Source organism: Qipengyuania aestuarii (assembly GCF_019711535.1).
GTDB classification, from domain to species: Bacteria; Pseudomonadota; Alphaproteobacteria; order Sphingomonadales; family Sphingomonadaceae; genus Qipengyuania; species Qipengyuania aestuarii.
In genome coordinates this window covers 495,881-508,822 of record NZ_JAIGNP010000002.1, presented here as the reverse complement: position 1 = coordinate 508,822, position 12,942 = coordinate 495,881, and the positions used below count along the sequence as shown (strand labels likewise).

At 59.0% G+C, this 12,942-nt stretch carries 13 protein-coding genes, 1 other RNA gene and 1 pseudogene; 6 read left to right on the top strand and 9 right to left on the bottom strand.

Annotated features, from left to right (window positions below; all coding sequences use genetic code 11):
• Positions 1 to 8: 8 nt before the first annotated feature.
• Positions 9 to 737 (bottom strand): TIGR02186 family protein, encoded by a 729-nt coding sequence (locus K3175_RS07640; protein ID WP_221542769.1) that lies wholly within the window; start codon positions 735 to 737, stop codon positions 9 to 11.
• A 17-nt stretch (positions 738 to 754) separates the two neighbouring features.
• Positions 755 to 1,660 (bottom strand): sulfite exporter TauE/SafE family protein, encoded by a 906-nt coding sequence (locus tag K3175_RS07635; RefSeq protein WP_221542768.1) that lies wholly within the window; start codon positions 1,658 to 1,660, stop codon positions 755 to 757.
• A 263-nt stretch (positions 1,661 to 1,923) separates the two neighbouring features.
• Between K3175_RS07635 and nhaA the strand changes: the two genes are divergently transcribed.
• Positions 1,924 to 3,141 (top strand): Na+/H+ antiporter NhaA, encoded by a 1,218-nt coding sequence (nhaA, locus tag K3175_RS07630; RefSeq protein ID WP_221542767.1) that lies wholly within the window; start codon positions 1,924 to 1,926, stop codon positions 3,139 to 3,141.
• 22 nt (positions 3,142 to 3,163) lie between these two features.
• Here the strand turns inward: nhaA and K3175_RS07625 are convergent, their stop codons facing one another.
• On the bottom strand, positions 3,164 to 3,601 hold the full coding sequence (locus K3175_RS07625) for a VOC family protein (RefSeq protein WP_221542766.1): 438 nt from the start codon (positions 3,599 to 3,601) through the stop codon (positions 3,164 to 3,166).
• Positions 3,602 to 3,683: 82 nt separating this feature from the next.
• Positions 3,684 to 4,439: a TorF family putative porin gene (locus tag K3175_RS07620; RefSeq protein WP_221542765.1), complete on the bottom strand. Its 756-nt coding sequence runs from the start codon at positions 4,437 to 4,439 to the stop codon at positions 3,684 to 3,686.
• A gap of 271 nt (positions 4,440 to 4,710) precedes the next feature.
• On the opposite strand from K3175_RS07620, the gene K3175_RS07615 reads away from it, so the two are divergent.
• The 3 genes from K3175_RS07615 to K3175_RS07605 are packed head-to-tail and all read left to right on the top strand — an operon-like array spanning position 4,711 to position 7,374.
• Entirely contained in the window at positions 4,711 to 5,511 is an 801-nt protein-coding gene (locus K3175_RS07615; protein WP_221542764.1) for a metallophosphoesterase, read from the top strand.
• Positions 5,512 to 5,513: 2 nt separating this feature from the next.
• The gene (locus K3175_RS07610) at positions 5,514 to 6,824 is read left to right on the top strand and encodes a UDP-glucose dehydrogenase family protein (protein WP_221542763.1); all 1,311 of its coding nucleotides are present in this window, start codon (positions 5,514 to 5,516) and stop codon (positions 6,822 to 6,824) included.
• Positions 6,825 to 6,864: 40 nt separating this feature from the next.
• Complete coding sequence (locus K3175_RS07605; RefSeq protein ID WP_221542762.1) at positions 6,865 to 7,374, top strand: hypothetical protein; 510 nt, start codon at positions 6,865 to 6,867, stop codon at positions 7,372 to 7,374.
• Here the strand turns inward: K3175_RS07605 and K3175_RS07600 are convergent.
• Positions 7,359 to 8,141: a hypothetical protein gene (locus K3175_RS07600; RefSeq protein ID WP_221542761.1), complete on the bottom strand. Its 783-nt coding sequence runs from the start codon at positions 8,139 to 8,141 to the stop codon at positions 7,359 to 7,361. The two genes, K3175_RS07605 and K3175_RS07600, sit on opposite strands and share 16 nt — an antisense overlap.
• A 58-nt stretch (positions 8,142 to 8,199) precedes the next feature.
• Positions 8,200 to 8,628, bottom strand: an RNA gene (rnpB, locus tag K3175_RS07595) — RNase P RNA component class A.
• A 480-nt stretch (positions 8,629 to 9,108) separates the two neighbouring features.
• On the opposite strand from rnpB, the gene K3175_RS07590 reads away from it, so the two are divergent.
• Positions 9,109 to 10,686 (top strand): outer membrane protein assembly factor BamB family protein, encoded by a 1,578-nt coding sequence (locus K3175_RS07590; protein WP_221542760.1) that lies wholly within the window; start codon positions 9,109 to 9,111, stop codon positions 10,684 to 10,686.
• Positions 10,687 to 10,883: 197 nt separating this feature from the next.
• Here K3175_RS07590 and K3175_RS07585 read toward each other — a convergent pair whose 3' ends face one another.
• Genes K3175_RS07585 through K3175_RS07575 form a run of 3 tightly spaced genes read right to left on the bottom strand, consistent with a single transcriptional unit; the run spans position 10,884 to position 12,713 of the window.
• Positions 10,884 to 11,633: an N-acetylmuramoyl-L-alanine amidase gene (locus K3175_RS07585; RefSeq protein ID WP_221542759.1), complete on the bottom strand. Its 750-nt coding sequence runs from the start codon at positions 11,631 to 11,633 to the stop codon at positions 10,884 to 10,886.
• On the bottom strand, positions 11,630 to 12,289 hold the full coding sequence (locus tag K3175_RS07580; protein WP_221542758.1) for a histidine phosphotransferase family protein: 660 nt from the start codon (positions 12,287 to 12,289) through the stop codon (positions 11,630 to 11,632). Before K3175_RS07580 ends, K3175_RS07585 begins: the two co-directional genes overlap by 4 nt.
• Before the next feature lie 34 nt (positions 12,290 to 12,323).
• The gene (locus K3175_RS07575) at positions 12,324 to 12,713 is read right to left on the bottom strand and encodes a M67 family metallopeptidase (RefSeq protein WP_221542757.1); all 390 of its coding nucleotides are present in this window, start codon (positions 12,711 to 12,713) and stop codon (positions 12,324 to 12,326) included.
• A 51-nt stretch (positions 12,714 to 12,764) separates the two neighbouring features.
• Here K3175_RS07575 and K3175_RS14180 point away from each other — a divergent pair.
• A pseudogene (locus K3175_RS14180) lies at positions 12,765 to 12,926 on the top strand (GIY-YIG nuclease family protein); the annotation flags it as partial.
• Positions 12,927 to 12,942: the final 16 nt, after the last annotated feature.

Genomic DNA, 12,942 nt, shown 5'->3' with positions numbered 1-12,942 from the left:
CATGCACCTCACAGCCGTGCGAAGAGACGTCCGGCCCCCCACCCCATGCCTACCGAAAGAAACACCGCGATAAGGCCATAGGCCAGACCCCATCTGTTCGCACTGACTTCGACGAAGCGCTCGAAACCTACCTTGCGGACTTCAACGGTCGCTTCGGCCGAAGCGATGACCCGGCCATCGGTCACAGCGAAGGTCTCGGCAGTGTAGGTCCCGGTGGTGACGTTGGAAGGGAGCGAGATGCGCGCTTGATAAAGGACGTTCTGGCTGATCTGCACGCCACTCATGTCCTGCTTGTAAAGCCTCTGCCGCTGCTTGAGGTCAACCAGCCCCTCGCTGAAGCGCAATTGCTCTGCCGGGTTGATGCTCCCGCTTGGCGAAAGCTGAATGTAGCCCGTTCCGAACTCGTAAATGGCAGCGGTCTTTTCGTCGACGATTTCGCTGACCGGCCGCGAGGCAGCCACGGCAAAGAAGCTTGGCACGGACCTGAAATCCGTGCTCTGCGCATTCACCCAGACACCTGCAAAACGTTCTTTCTCACGCAGGCGTACAGGTTCGCTCGGTCCCTTGAGGACCACCACAATGTCATAGCCTTGGCCGGTCCGGCCCGCCGGATCGAGCACCGCGCCGAAAAGCAGGAGTTCGGTCCCGGTGAAACCTTGGCGCACCTGCACTTCGTGCTGGGAGACTTCGGGAACCAGAAGAGGGTCCCGTTGTCCCGATAGCATCAAGGCTGCCATGAGTAAAAACAGCGCCCTCACAGCGGATAGACCGTGTAGATTTCGTCCGGCTGATAGAACAGCCCAAGCAGCATGCGAAAAGCGATGAGCAAGACGATCGTCGCCAAGACCAACCGCAAGAGTTCGGGCTTCGCACGGACTGCAAGACGAGATCCGAATTGTGCGCCCGTGACCGAACCGACCAGCAGCAAAGCCACCAGCACGATATCGACCGCTCGGGTGGTCAGCGAATGCATGAGTGTGGTGGCTATGGTGACGAAGAGAATGTTGTAGAGACTTGTTCCCACAACGACATTCGCGCTCATCCCAAGGATATACAGCATGGCGGGCACGAGAATGAAACCGCCGCCCACTCCCATCAGCATGGTGAGTATGCCGACGCCCACGCCGACAATCGCCGGTGCAAGGGGGCTTATGTAAAGACCCGATCCGTAGAAACGCCAACGCCAGGGAAGGTTGGCGACCAATGGATGGTGCCTCCGGCGAGCAGCCTGCTGTCCGCTCTTGCCTCTCAGCACTTGGATCGATTCTTTCGCCATCAGAATGCCGATCGATCCGAGCAGGATCACGTAGAGAGAACTGATGACGACATCGATTTGCCCGATCGAGCGAAAAAAGCGAAAAAGAAGTGCTCCGATCCCCGCACCGATGATCCCGCCGCCAACCATGACGGTACCCATTCGGTAATCCACCCCCTTGCGCTTGCTATGCGCGACTACCCCAGAAACGCTCGCTCCGGTGACCTGGGTGGAAGCCGAGGCTGCGGCGACTGTAGGTGGAATACCGTAAAAGATGAGCAGAGGTGTGGTAAGAAAGCCACCACCCACGCCGAACAGACCCGACAGGACGCCGGTAATCGCACCGAGCGCAACGATCCAGAGACCGTTGACCGACAAATTGGCGATTGGGAGATAGACGTCCATTAGCAGCCCCTATCTCACGGGCTTCCTGTATAAAAGACGAACTTGGAAGGAAAAACTGGCGATTTCACAGATCGTCCTAAAGTCAAAGACGAAGTGTTGTCGGAAGGTAACAATGCGGGTCTGTGAAGCATCGCAAGCTGGGAAGGGAGGGCGCGGCGGAGGGATCAACCGCTCTCCAAAGGTCTGCTTTTGGTCCCCAGCACGATGCTATGGCAAATCGGCACTTGCAACCGGCGGGCGTTTCCTAAAAAGAACCCAGCGTCATGACCGAACGCCCTTCCGTAGTCCGCCTCGTGTTTGCCCCTGTCCGCGCGCTTTTTGTAAGCGACGCCTCGGCCGGCATCCTTCTGATCTTCGTCGCGATCGCAGCAATGCTGGCCGCAAACTCACCACTGGCCGAAGATTATCATCATCTGTTCCATGGCCTTATGTTCGATCCCTCGGTGTTCAAGCTGAACACGCTACACCTGTGGATCAACGATGGATTGATGGCGATATTCTTCTTTGTCGTCGGTCTCGAAGTGAAGCGCGAGTGGATTGAAGGACAGCTTTCCTCGCCCGATCAGCGCAAGATGCCGGTGCTGGCAGCAGGCGCCGGGATGATTTTCCCCGCTCTGGTCTATCTCTTTTTCGTCAATGCAGAAGGCGCTGAAGGCCTCACCCGCGGCTGGGCGATCCCTGCCGCTACCGATATCGCCTTCGCCATGGGCGTGCTGGGTCTGCTCGGAAATCGTGTACCCGCCTCATTGCGGCTTTTCCTGCTGACAGTAGCCATCGTGGACGACATCGGCGCCGTCCTCGTGATTGCCCTTTTCTATACTGCGAAGATCAAGCTTTCCTGGCTGATCGGCGCCGCTGTCGTGACGGCCATCATGTACGTGATGAACAAGATGAAGGTGAAAGCCTATTTGCCTTTCATCATCGCGGCATTGGTCCTGTGGTTCTTTGTGCTCAATTCCGGCGTTCACGCCACCATCGCGGGCGTCGTCGCTGCGCTCACCATTCCGATGGTCGGCAAGGACGACGAAACCATGGTCGAGACGATGGAACACTCCCTCGCGCCTTGGAGCGCTTATCTTATCGTACCGGTGTTCGGCTTCGCCAATGCCGGCGTCGAACTCGGCGATCTCGGTATGGCAGGGGTATTTGCACCACTTCCCCTGGCGATTGCCGCAGGTTTGTTCGTCGGAAAGCAGCTGGGCATTTTCTCGGCGATCTGGGCAGCGGACAAGGTCGGCTTCGCACCGCGTCCTGAAGGAGCCAGCTGGCCGGAAATCTGGGGTGTGTCGATCCTGTGCGGAATCGGCTTTACGATGTCCCTCTTCATCAGCGGCCTGGCTTTCGCCGGAAACACCCTGCTTATCGAAGAAGCGAAGATCGGCATCCTGATGGGATCAGTGATTTCGGCTGTCGTCGGCTTCACGATCCTGCGCCTGACGACCGCGCATCCGGACGATGTCCGCTCGCCCTACCTCGATTGAGGCAGGGCGAGGCACGCTTAAATTACCAGCTGCCGGTATTTTCCATGCTTGCCCAGGGTTCCATTGGCTCAAGATAGCCGTCCTGCAGCAGTTCGACCGAAATGCCATCCGGCGTCCGGACGAACGCCATATGGCCATCACGTGGAGGACGGTTGATCATGTGCCCCTCGTCCATCAGGCGCTCGCAAGTGGCATAGATGTCTTCCACCCGATAGGCGAGATGGCCGAAATTACGACCTCCATGGTACTCTTCGGGTTTGCTGCCATCTTCCGCCGGCCAGTTATAAGTCAGCTCGACTTCGGCAACGCCTTCCTGACCGGGTGCGGCAAGAAAGATGAGGGTAAAACGCCCCGCTTCGCTTTCTTGGCGCCGAACTTCTTCCAGGCCGATGAGATTGAAGAAAGCGATCGTCGCATCAGGATCTGTCACGCGGATCATGGTGTGTAGATATTTGGTCATTGTGCACAATTAGGTGCTCGGCAAAGAAAGAGAAAGGGGCGCATCGCCAAGCAATGCGCCCCACTCCCAAAAAATCCGAAGTTCAAAAGCTAGCAGAAATCGTGCCCACGATCGCATCGTCGGTCAGGCCCTCGATCGAAGGACCTTCGACTCCGACATACGCAACGCCAACCTCGAGGATGCCTTGGGACACGCTCGCTCCAATAGACCAGTCGAGCCCGGTTTCATCCGTATATCCGGCCAGGAACGGCGGTGCAAGCACGCCGTCGGTGTAGCCGAGGTGCGCGGAGAGCGATACCGGCGTGGAAGGCAGGGAATAACCAAGGTCCGTATAGATGTAGAGATTATCGTCCCCACCAAGCGAATCCTGCTCGAAAGCATAGGCTGCGCCCAACGTCGCTTCGGCTCCGCCGACGTTGAAGCCGACCGAAGCGTAAGGCTCCCAATAATCGGTATCGAGACCCAACTCCTCAGTCGGGTACAGGTAATAGAGAATACCGACGTCGAGGGCGACGCCCTCGGCCACATCTCCGGACCACCCCCCGTAGATGTCGAATTCCATCTCGCCATAGGTGTCTCCGCCATCGATGGAGGAGGCCCAGGTTCCAACATAGAAGCCGCTCTCATGAGCGACATCCACGCCGCCTTGGATGGCAGGATCACCGGCAGAGAGAGATACTCCCCGGAATCGGTAATCGGTTGTGAGAGCCACATTGGCCGACACAGTCAGCCCGCTATCGTCGGCCGCATCCTGTGCCTGTGCCAGCGACGGGACCGCAAGGCTGGTAACCAGTGCGGCAAAAGAAACGGCAAATTTGCCGTGAAAGGACGTGAGCATTTTCGAACTCCTGTTGGTTCGTCTAGGTGCTTCGTCCCACCTGCGCTTTCGCCGGGTCCGAATTTTAGAATAGGATCCTCGGTCGAAATTGGAACAATCGTGCACCATTGCGACCAAGCAAGCAATAAGGGTACTTCATTGAAACCCTATTGCAACAAAAAGCGTGGCTATTGAGCAACTGCAATTGAATTGCCGGCGACGCTGCTCTCTTGCCGCCCTCGCCGTGCTACTCTAAGCGCTCGCATCCCCCTTTATCTGTAATATTCCGGTTATGTTCGATTCCATCCGTCGCCTCTTTTCCAATGGCCAGCCTGCTCGCCGCATAGCGCGCGTGCCGGATGGCGAACGATGGTATGTTATCGGCGATATTCACGGCCGCCTCGACCTTTTTGGCGCGCTGAAGACCGCCATAGAGACAGACGATGCTTCGCGCGCGAGCGCCAAGACCACCGTGGTTCTGCTCGGAGACCTCATGGACCGCGGACCGGACAGTGCCGGCGTCATCGCACTTGCGCGCAAGTGGGGCGAAGAGCGCATCGTCCGCTATGTATCGGGCAATCATGAAGAGATGTTTCTGGACAGCTTCTCCGACAGAGAAGTGCTCCGGCATTTCCTTAAACACGGAGGCCGTGAAACCATTTTAAGCTATGGCATCAGTCTGGACGATTACCGCCGAATGGACCTGTCGCAGATGCGCGATGCCATGACCAAGCTTGTGCCCGCTGCCGACCGCGAATTTCTCGAGAGTTTCGAAGACCTTATCGTGGCTGGCGACTATGTGCTTGTTCACGCCGGAATCAACCCGAAACACCCACTCGAAGAACAGAAGCAGTCGGACCTGCGCTGGATCCGCGACCGCTTTCTGAAACATCCCGAACCTTTCAGTCACGTCGTCATTCACGGCCATACGATTTTTGAGGAAGTGGAAGATACGCAGCACCGGGTTGGTATCGACACCGGCGCATTCCGCACAGGTCGGCTCACAGCGCTGATGCTGGAAGAAGACCGGCGTGAAATTATCCAAGCTGTAACTGCCGAAAACGGCACGATCGTTATCGAAAAGGTTGATTGATTATGAAGATCGCAATGGTTGGGTCGGGCTATGTTGGCTTGGTCTCGGGCGCGTGCTTTGCCGATTTTGGCCACGACGTAGTGTGTATCGATAAGGATCAGTCGAAGATTGATCGGCTGCATGACGGTGTCATGCCGATCTACGAGCCTGGCCTTGCCGAGCTGGTCGGAACAAATGTGCAGGCTGGACGACTGAGCTTCACGACCAGCTTGGCCGAAGGCATCAGGGATGCAAACGCGATCTTCATCGCCGTGGGCACCCCGAGCCGTCGCGGCGACGGGCATGCCGATCTTTCATTCGTTTACGCAGTAGCGCAGGAAATTGGCGAAAACCTGGCCAATGATGTCGTAGTGGTGACGAAATCGACTGTCCCCGTTGGTACGGGCGACGAGGTAGAACGCATCCTGAAGGACAGCGGTACGAGCCACCGCTTCGCCGTGGTATCAAACCCCGAGTTTCTGCGCGAGGGCGCTGCGATCGCGGATTTCAAGCGCCCCGACCGCATCGTTATCGGCGCCGAGGACGAGTTCGGGCGCGAGGTTATGAGCGAGGTCTACCGTCCGCTTTTCCTCAACGAGTCTCCGATCCTGTTCACCGGACGCCGGACGAGCGAACTGATCAAATACGCAGCCAACGCTTTTCTCGCGACCAAGATCACTTTCATCAACGAGATGGCAGACCTTTGCGAGAAGGTCGGTGCCAATGTGCAGGACGTGTCCCGCGGGATAGGGATGGACAACCGAATAGGCCCGAAGTTTCTCCATGCAGGACCCGGTTACGGCGGTTCGTGCTTCCCCAAGGACACGCTGGCGCTTCTCAAGACGGCGGAGGATTACGACAGTCCTACGCGCATCGTGGAAGCGGTGGTCAAGGTCAATGACTCGCGCAAACGTGCGATGGGGCGCAAGGTTCTGGAAGCTATCGGCGGCGCAGAACAGGCACGCGGCAAAAAAGTCGCGCTGCTCGGGCTCACGTTCAAACCCAACACCGATGACATGCGCGATTCCCCTGCAATCGCTGTTGCCCAGACGCTGACCGATGCCGGTGTCCACGTCGCCGCTTTCGATCCTGAAGGCATGGAACTGGCCAAGCCGTCGATGCCGGAAGTGGAGATGGTGGAGGATCCCTATGCCGCCATCGAAGGGTCTGACGCGATTGCCATCGTCACCGAATGGGATGCGTTTCGCGCGCTCGATTTCGACCGCGTCAAGCAGACTGCAAATGCCCCTGTGCTGATAGACCTGCGCAACATCTATCGCCCGGAAGACATGCGCGGGCTCGGCTTCGATTATGTGAGCATCGGGCGTGCCTGATTTGACGGCTCGTGCATTCAGGCACGAGCAACCGCATCATGTGAAAGACACTGCGATGAGCCTCGACGAATCCGAAGGACTGGATAACCCGATCGCGAAATGGACGGTCATCGCCACGATGACCGCCCTTGTCCTCATGCTCGCGATCGCCAGCTGGCTGGCTTTCTCGGTGAAGCTCGACACGGTCACCGAGGTTCGTGACAGCAGCGGCCAGATCCATATAAGGGGCAGCGAGACCAAGTTCGTCGGCTATGCGAAAGGCACCTATTCGGGCCACGAGGTGCTGATAGAAGGGCTCCCCAGCACCGAGCAATTGCAGGAGCTTCCCCTAGCTTGGCGCGCCCTCTGCGTGGTCAGGGACGATCCGCGGACGGACTGGAGCAAGTCCAACCCCATGCTCAAGGTCCATCTCCATTCGGACGAGATGAACGAGGCATGCCGCCCCTTCGAGGGGCTCGAGATCGAAGGCTCGCCTCCGGTCCCAGAAACCGCGCCTCCGCCCAGCCTGCCCAAGGTCATCCGCGAAGAGATCGCTCAGCCCAGCCAGTGATAGCGGTTTTCCTTCTTTCCGAGACCCGCACCCGCAGCCACCGAAAGCAGCAGTCCCGATAGCGCGGCCGCGATGGCGATCGCCTGGTGCGATTGCCCGCCGCGCAGGAAGATCGCCAGCAGCGCCCAGCCGAAGACCAGCGCGTACCAGGGGTTGCCCCGGCTGCGCAGCACGGCAAGGCTGGCGATGACGCCGCCGACCACCACTACCGCCGCCGCGATCATGGGGTGAGCGCTCCCGCCCCCAACTCCGTGATAGACGAGCGACGCCGTGATGTTCACGATACTCGCGGCGGTCAGCCATGCGGCCAAGGCGCAGAAGGTGATCGCCACGATGATCCGTTCGGCGCGCGAAAACGGCCGCTCGAACGCGGTCAGGGTCCGCAGGATCATCAGCAAGGCGACCAGCGAGACGAGGATGATGAGCGCGCTGACGAAGGTCAGATTGGCGAACTGGGTGTATACCGCCCACACCCCTTGCGCGGACAGCGCGACGACCGAGGCCCAGCCGATCTTCTCCAGCAGGACATTATCGCGCTGCGCAGGGAGCGCCTGCCAGATCGCATAGACCGCGCTGCCGAAGAACAGCGGCCCCCAGATGGCGAAGGCCCAGCCCGCCGGGGTAATCAGCGTCCGCACGCTGTCCGACCGGTCTCCGATGGGTTCGCCCAAGCCCAGTTGCGGCAGGAAGGTCGCGCCGATCTGGACGACCACGGCGAGGACGATGGCGGTGCGCTGGACGGCGCTGCGGTGCAGATGCTGGTTCATGTCGCGCTCAACCTCCAGAATGGCGAAGCGGTTCCGCTGCGCAGGCGAAGTGCAGCGAAATGCCAGGGGGCCTGTAAGCCGGGTTCTGTTCCGCACGCGGTATGCCCAATGCGAGGCAGAGGGACACCAGCCGCACGGCGGCAGCCATTCGTCTGGGCCATGGATCGCTCCATGGCTCGAGCAGCCAACCCGGGCGGTCGCCGTTTGCACGAGGGGCGAAACACCCCTGCCCTCTTGCGAGAGCGCGCCACCCCTATTCGGCCTTGCTCCGGGTGGGGTTTACCATGCGGGCCGCGTTGCCGAAGCCCCGGTGCGCTCTTACCGCACCCTTTCACCCTTGCCTGATCCCGTAAACGGGCCATCGGCGGTATGCTCTCTGTGGCACTTTCCCTATGGTTGCCCACGGCGGGCGTTACCCGCCACCCTTGTTTCGTGGAGCCCGGACTTTCCTCGCGACACGAAGTCACGCGGCTGCCCGGCCCCCTGGCGCGCCGAGCGATAGAAGCCTTGGCCCCGCTCGCCAAGCAAAACCCGCTCCGCGTTACACCGACAGGGGTATTCTCAAAAATTCGCCGCATTCTCATTTTGACACGATTTCAGTCTCTTGCTCCGGGTTTCCGCCCCGCCAGTGTCAATTTCCGCGAACAGCCACATGTCACCCTTTTTTGCCGTAAATCGGAGTGCGAACCATCAGGCATCCTCAGCGAGGCAAGGTAAGCAAAACCGGCGCGTGTAGGAAAGCGCTACCTTCACCGGACCGGCAGGGCATTTACCTCTGCAGCCCTCACGGCCACTGCCTAGACTGACCTTCAAGTTAGATCCAAAGAAGCCATCCCAATAAATCTCTTGGAAATCCGATATCAATTCAGTTCGTAAATAAAGAGGTTGAAGAATTTCAAAGCGCCTATAATCCAATGGCTGGACATTATTGGCCTGATTAGCAGGCCATCATAAACGGGGGTTTATCATGAAGGTCGCAGCTTGGATGGCATCCATTTCGGGTGCCGTGTTCCTCACGTCTTGTGGAGGTGGTGATGATTCAGGCCCTCCGGTGGCAGGACCTGTTCCAGTTCCAACACTGGCGGTGACATTATCTGAAAATTCAGCTGACATATCCATTCCGGAAGCGGGGAAGGCTGAATTCGGCTTTGAAGCGACCTACACGGGCTCTTCGTCGGACAATGTGATCGCGGATATAGCTATCGGCGGCCAGAGATACGCACTTAAAGGCGCACCCACATCATCAGGCAAAACCTTCACGGTTAATTTAGAAACGGTCCCATTTCCTGCAGGAGGGCTGTCGAGTAGCGAGATCGTTTTTCGCCTTTGCAAGACGGCTGCATGCGACACGGTTTACCCTGGTTCGACCAAGCGCTTCACAGTTAATCTCGACGTGGTCGTAAGGGATTGGGGAACGTTCCAAAGAGATATCGCGCACACTGGATATGTGCCTGTGCGCCTCGATCCCGCCCGTTTCGACAAGGCGTGGGAGTGGACTGATTCCTTCACCGCTGGACGTATACGTCCTCCTGCCGCGTCGAGAGGCAAGGTGCTGATTGTTACCGCTCGTGACGGGGGTATGGCTTATGCCGGCACAGCCCGCCTCAAAGCATTCGAAACTCCTTCAGGCAGCGAAATTTGGTCATACGATATGGGTGACCAGTTCCACGCCAGCGGTCCGTCGATTTCTAACGAGCTTGTGCACGTCAGCTCTATGGTTACGTCGAGTTCGTCGAACCCGCAGTGGGTCTTCAACCTGGCTTCTGGAACTTTCAAAAACCAGATGGAATTTGCAGCCCAATGGACCAATTTCAACCAGCCGGTCGCAGACGGCGACGACGTGTATGTCGCCGCCGGATATTATGGCAGCGTGATCTATGGCTATGATGCCGGCGCTGGGACCCAAAAGTGGGTGACCGATCGCACTGGCGGCGCAGTCTGGGGCGGTCAAAGCATAGCCTTGGACGATGACCACGCCTATTACTATTCCGGCGCAGCCTTGGATCAGGTCGACCGTGCGACGGGAAAGATCGTCAAGAGTATCGCTGATCCGGAATACGTCACAACCACCTACGACTACCAAACCGGCCCCGTTCTGGACGGGAAAGGAAGTGTCTTTCTATTTTCAGGCGACAAGAGTTTTGAGGGAGGCAACAAAATTGTTGCCATGTCTCTCGGACAAGGCTCGATAAAGTGGCGTAGCTCAGCCCAATATTCCACAGCCTTTGCCCTTGCTGACGATACGATCTTTGCAGTTCGCCAGGATGCTCACGTTTTAAGCGCCATTGATGCAGAAAACGGCGAAGTGTTATGGTCGGCCCCTCTTCCCGGAAGCGATACATTGTTGGGCAATGTCATCGCGACCGAAAACCTGATTTTTGTGTCTTCTGGCTCTCAGACCTGGGCCATAGATCGCAAGAAGCAAGACCATGCAATTGTCTGGGAAGCCCCAACTGGCGGAAGATTGGCAATCACACCGGATAACTATCTGCTGACCACCGGGCAAAGGGGTGCGAGCCGGCTCACAGCCTACAAACTTTTTTAAATAACTACCGGAAAGCTCCTGTATTTCTGCCAGTCCAAGTCACTCACAACCCAAAGCGCGGATTTGGCGAGACTTGGACTGGCAACGTTGTGAAAATTCTGGCGGCTTGCCGCCTTTGGCAGCCTCATCTTGAAGGGCCTGCATGCACACAGCCCTGATGGTCGGGTTAGCCAAAGCACCCAGGCGCAAAGACGACCCTACCGCGTCCGCCCCCGGTCGCGGTCGAGCAGCAGCTGGAATAGGATCGCGCGGACTTCGCCGTCGATCTCGCCGTTGATCTTTTCCGGGCGCCAGCGGCGCTGGAAGGCTTCCACCGCCTTGTGGCCGTCGGTGATGTCATAGCCATAGCGTTCGAGCGCGAGGTAGAAGGACGCATCATTGTCGAAGGGATCGCCGCGTTCCAACTTCGCCGGGCGCGGGAGACACAGGCCGTATTCGGCCAGCCGGTCCCACGGAAACAGTTCGCCCGGATCGATCTTGCGCGCGGGCGCGACATCCGAATGGCCGACCACATTGGCGCGCGGAATATCGTATCGCTTCACGATCCGCGCAACGAGCGGCACCAGCGCCTCGAACTGCGCATCGTTGAATTCGCGATAGCCGTATTTGTGGCCCGGATGGTCGAGTTCGATGCCCACGCTCACCGCGTTCACATCCTTGTGCCCGCGCCAGTAGGATACGCCCGCGTGCCAGGCGCGCTTTTCTTCCGGCACCAGTCGCACGACTTCGCCATGTTCGCCGATCAGGTAATGGGCGGACACCTTGGCTTCAGGATCGCAGAGGCGTTCGATGGCGAAGCCCTTGTCCTGCATTTCGGTATAGTGGATCACCACCATCGAGATGGGCGCACCGCGCTCGTCATGGTTGGGCGAGAGCACTTCGCGGTCGACCAGCTCATCCTTGCTGACGGGCAGGCCTTCGCCCAGCTTGCCGAAATCCGAATTCATCCGATCAGTCCTTCCGCTTCGGGAAGGATCGCGCCCAGCACCAGCGTTTCATCGGTTCGGGCGTATTGGATGCCGCCGCCCGATTGCGCGGCGAGCAAATGGATCATGTGAGCGGCAGCCGTACGGCTGGACAGGTCCGCCCGGTCGAGCGAGCCGTCGAGCGCCTTGCCGATGGTGTCGTCGAAGGCGATCTTGGTGCCGGTGGCGCGGACTACAAGCTCGCAATTCCCGTCGCGAACCTCTGCGCCGATATCGAGCGAGCCGCCCCGCACCAGCGCATCGTTCGCGATCTGGGCGAAGTTGAGCAGGACTTTGACCGCAGGCTTGGCAAGGTTCGCGGCCTCGATCGCCCAGTGGACTTCCACCTTGTCACGGTCGGACACCAGCGCTTCGACCAGCGCCTTGGGCTCGGCCACATCGACCCGGTCGCCGAACCCGCCGGCGGCCCCGAAGGCGAGGCGGAAAAACTTGAGCTTGTTGGTGGAGGTCCTGGCGCTCTGTTCGAGCAAGGCGATCACGCTTTTGCGCATCTCCGGATCGTCTTCCATGGCCAGCAATTCGAGCCCGTTGTTCAGAGCGCCCACCGGGCTGAGCATGTCGTGGCAAAGGCGCGAGCAAAGCATTGCCGCAAGATCGATCGATTCTTGGTCGTTCATGGAATTCCAGTCGAAACGCGATTTGTACCGTCTTCTAGCGAGGGCAGGCTTCATAGGGAAGCGCTGCGAATCGCGCATCCCCTTCGCGCCAGAAGGTGACGCGGCCTGCCGCGATTATCGCCCAGATGAGCCCCTGCCCCGTCGCCATGGCCTCGTCGGTGGCGGAGGGGCGCGCGAGGCCATTGGGGTGGGAGTGGTAATAGCCCAGCACTTGCGGACCGCCGCTGCGCGTTTCGCGATGAGCATCGACGAGAGCCTGCGGGTCGATCTCGAAATGGGTGAGCGGGGCGGCGTGGACGTTGGCTGCGGGCACGATGGCAGTGATGGCCGCGCCCTCGCCCAGCAGGATGCCGCAGCATTCGCGAGGATGCGCCCGCGCGGCTTCGGTGAGAAGAGAGTCGAGAACTTTTGCAGAAACCTTCAAACCGTTCGCCCTGAGCTTGTCGAAGGGCCGTCCTTCACTTAGGCGCAACCCATGCCGTTCTGGGCCTACATGCTACATTGTCGCGGCGGTGCCTACTACACCGGCCACACCGATAATCTCGAACTGCGCCTTGCGCAGCATCAGGCGGGAGAAACCGGCGGATTTACGGCCGACAGACTGCCGGTCGAACTAGTCTGGTCGGAAGAATTCGATACGCGGGACGCGGCCC

What these genes read in the sequence shown, in the direction of transcription:
- K3175_RS07640 (WP_221542769.1), bottom strand. Translation starts at nt 737, where the DNA reads ATGGCAGCCTTGATGCTATCGGGACAACGGGACCCTCTTCTGGTTCCC.
- K3175_RS07635 (WP_221542768.1), bottom strand. Translation starts at nt 1,660, where the DNA reads ATGGACGTCTATCTCCCAATCGCCAATTTGTCGGTCAACGGTCTCTGG.
- nhaA (WP_221542767.1), top strand. Translation starts at nt 1,924, where the DNA reads ATGACCGAACGCCCTTCCGTAGTCCGCCTCGTGTTTGCCCCTGTCCGC.
- K3175_RS07625 (WP_221542766.1), bottom strand. Translation starts at nt 3,601, where the DNA reads ATGACCAAATATCTACACACCATGATCCGCGTGACAGATCCTGATGCG.
- K3175_RS07620 (WP_221542765.1), bottom strand. Translation starts at nt 4,439, where the DNA reads ATGCTCACGTCCTTTCACGGCAAATTTGCCGTTTCTTTTGCCGCACTG.
- K3175_RS07615 (WP_221542764.1), top strand. Translation starts at nt 4,711, where the DNA reads ATGTTCGATTCCATCCGTCGCCTCTTTTCCAATGGCCAGCCTGCTCGC.
- K3175_RS07610 (WP_221542763.1), top strand. Translation starts at nt 5,514, where the DNA reads ATGAAGATCGCAATGGTTGGGTCGGGCTATGTTGGCTTGGTCTCGGGC.
- K3175_RS07600 (WP_221542761.1), bottom strand. Translation starts at nt 8,141, where the DNA reads ATGAACCAGCATCTGCACCGCAGCGCCGTCCAGCGCACCGCCATCGTC.
- K3175_RS07590 (WP_221542760.1), top strand. Translation starts at nt 9,109, where the DNA reads ATGAAGGTCGCAGCTTGGATGGCATCCATTTCGGGTGCCGTGTTCCTC.
- K3175_RS07585 (WP_221542759.1), bottom strand. Translation starts at nt 11,633, where the DNA reads ATGAATTCGGATTTCGGCAAGCTGGGCGAAGGCCTGCCCGTCAGCAAG.
- K3175_RS07580 (WP_221542758.1), bottom strand. Translation starts at nt 12,289, where the DNA reads ATGAACGACCAAGAATCGATCGATCTTGCGGCAATGCTTTGCTCGCGC.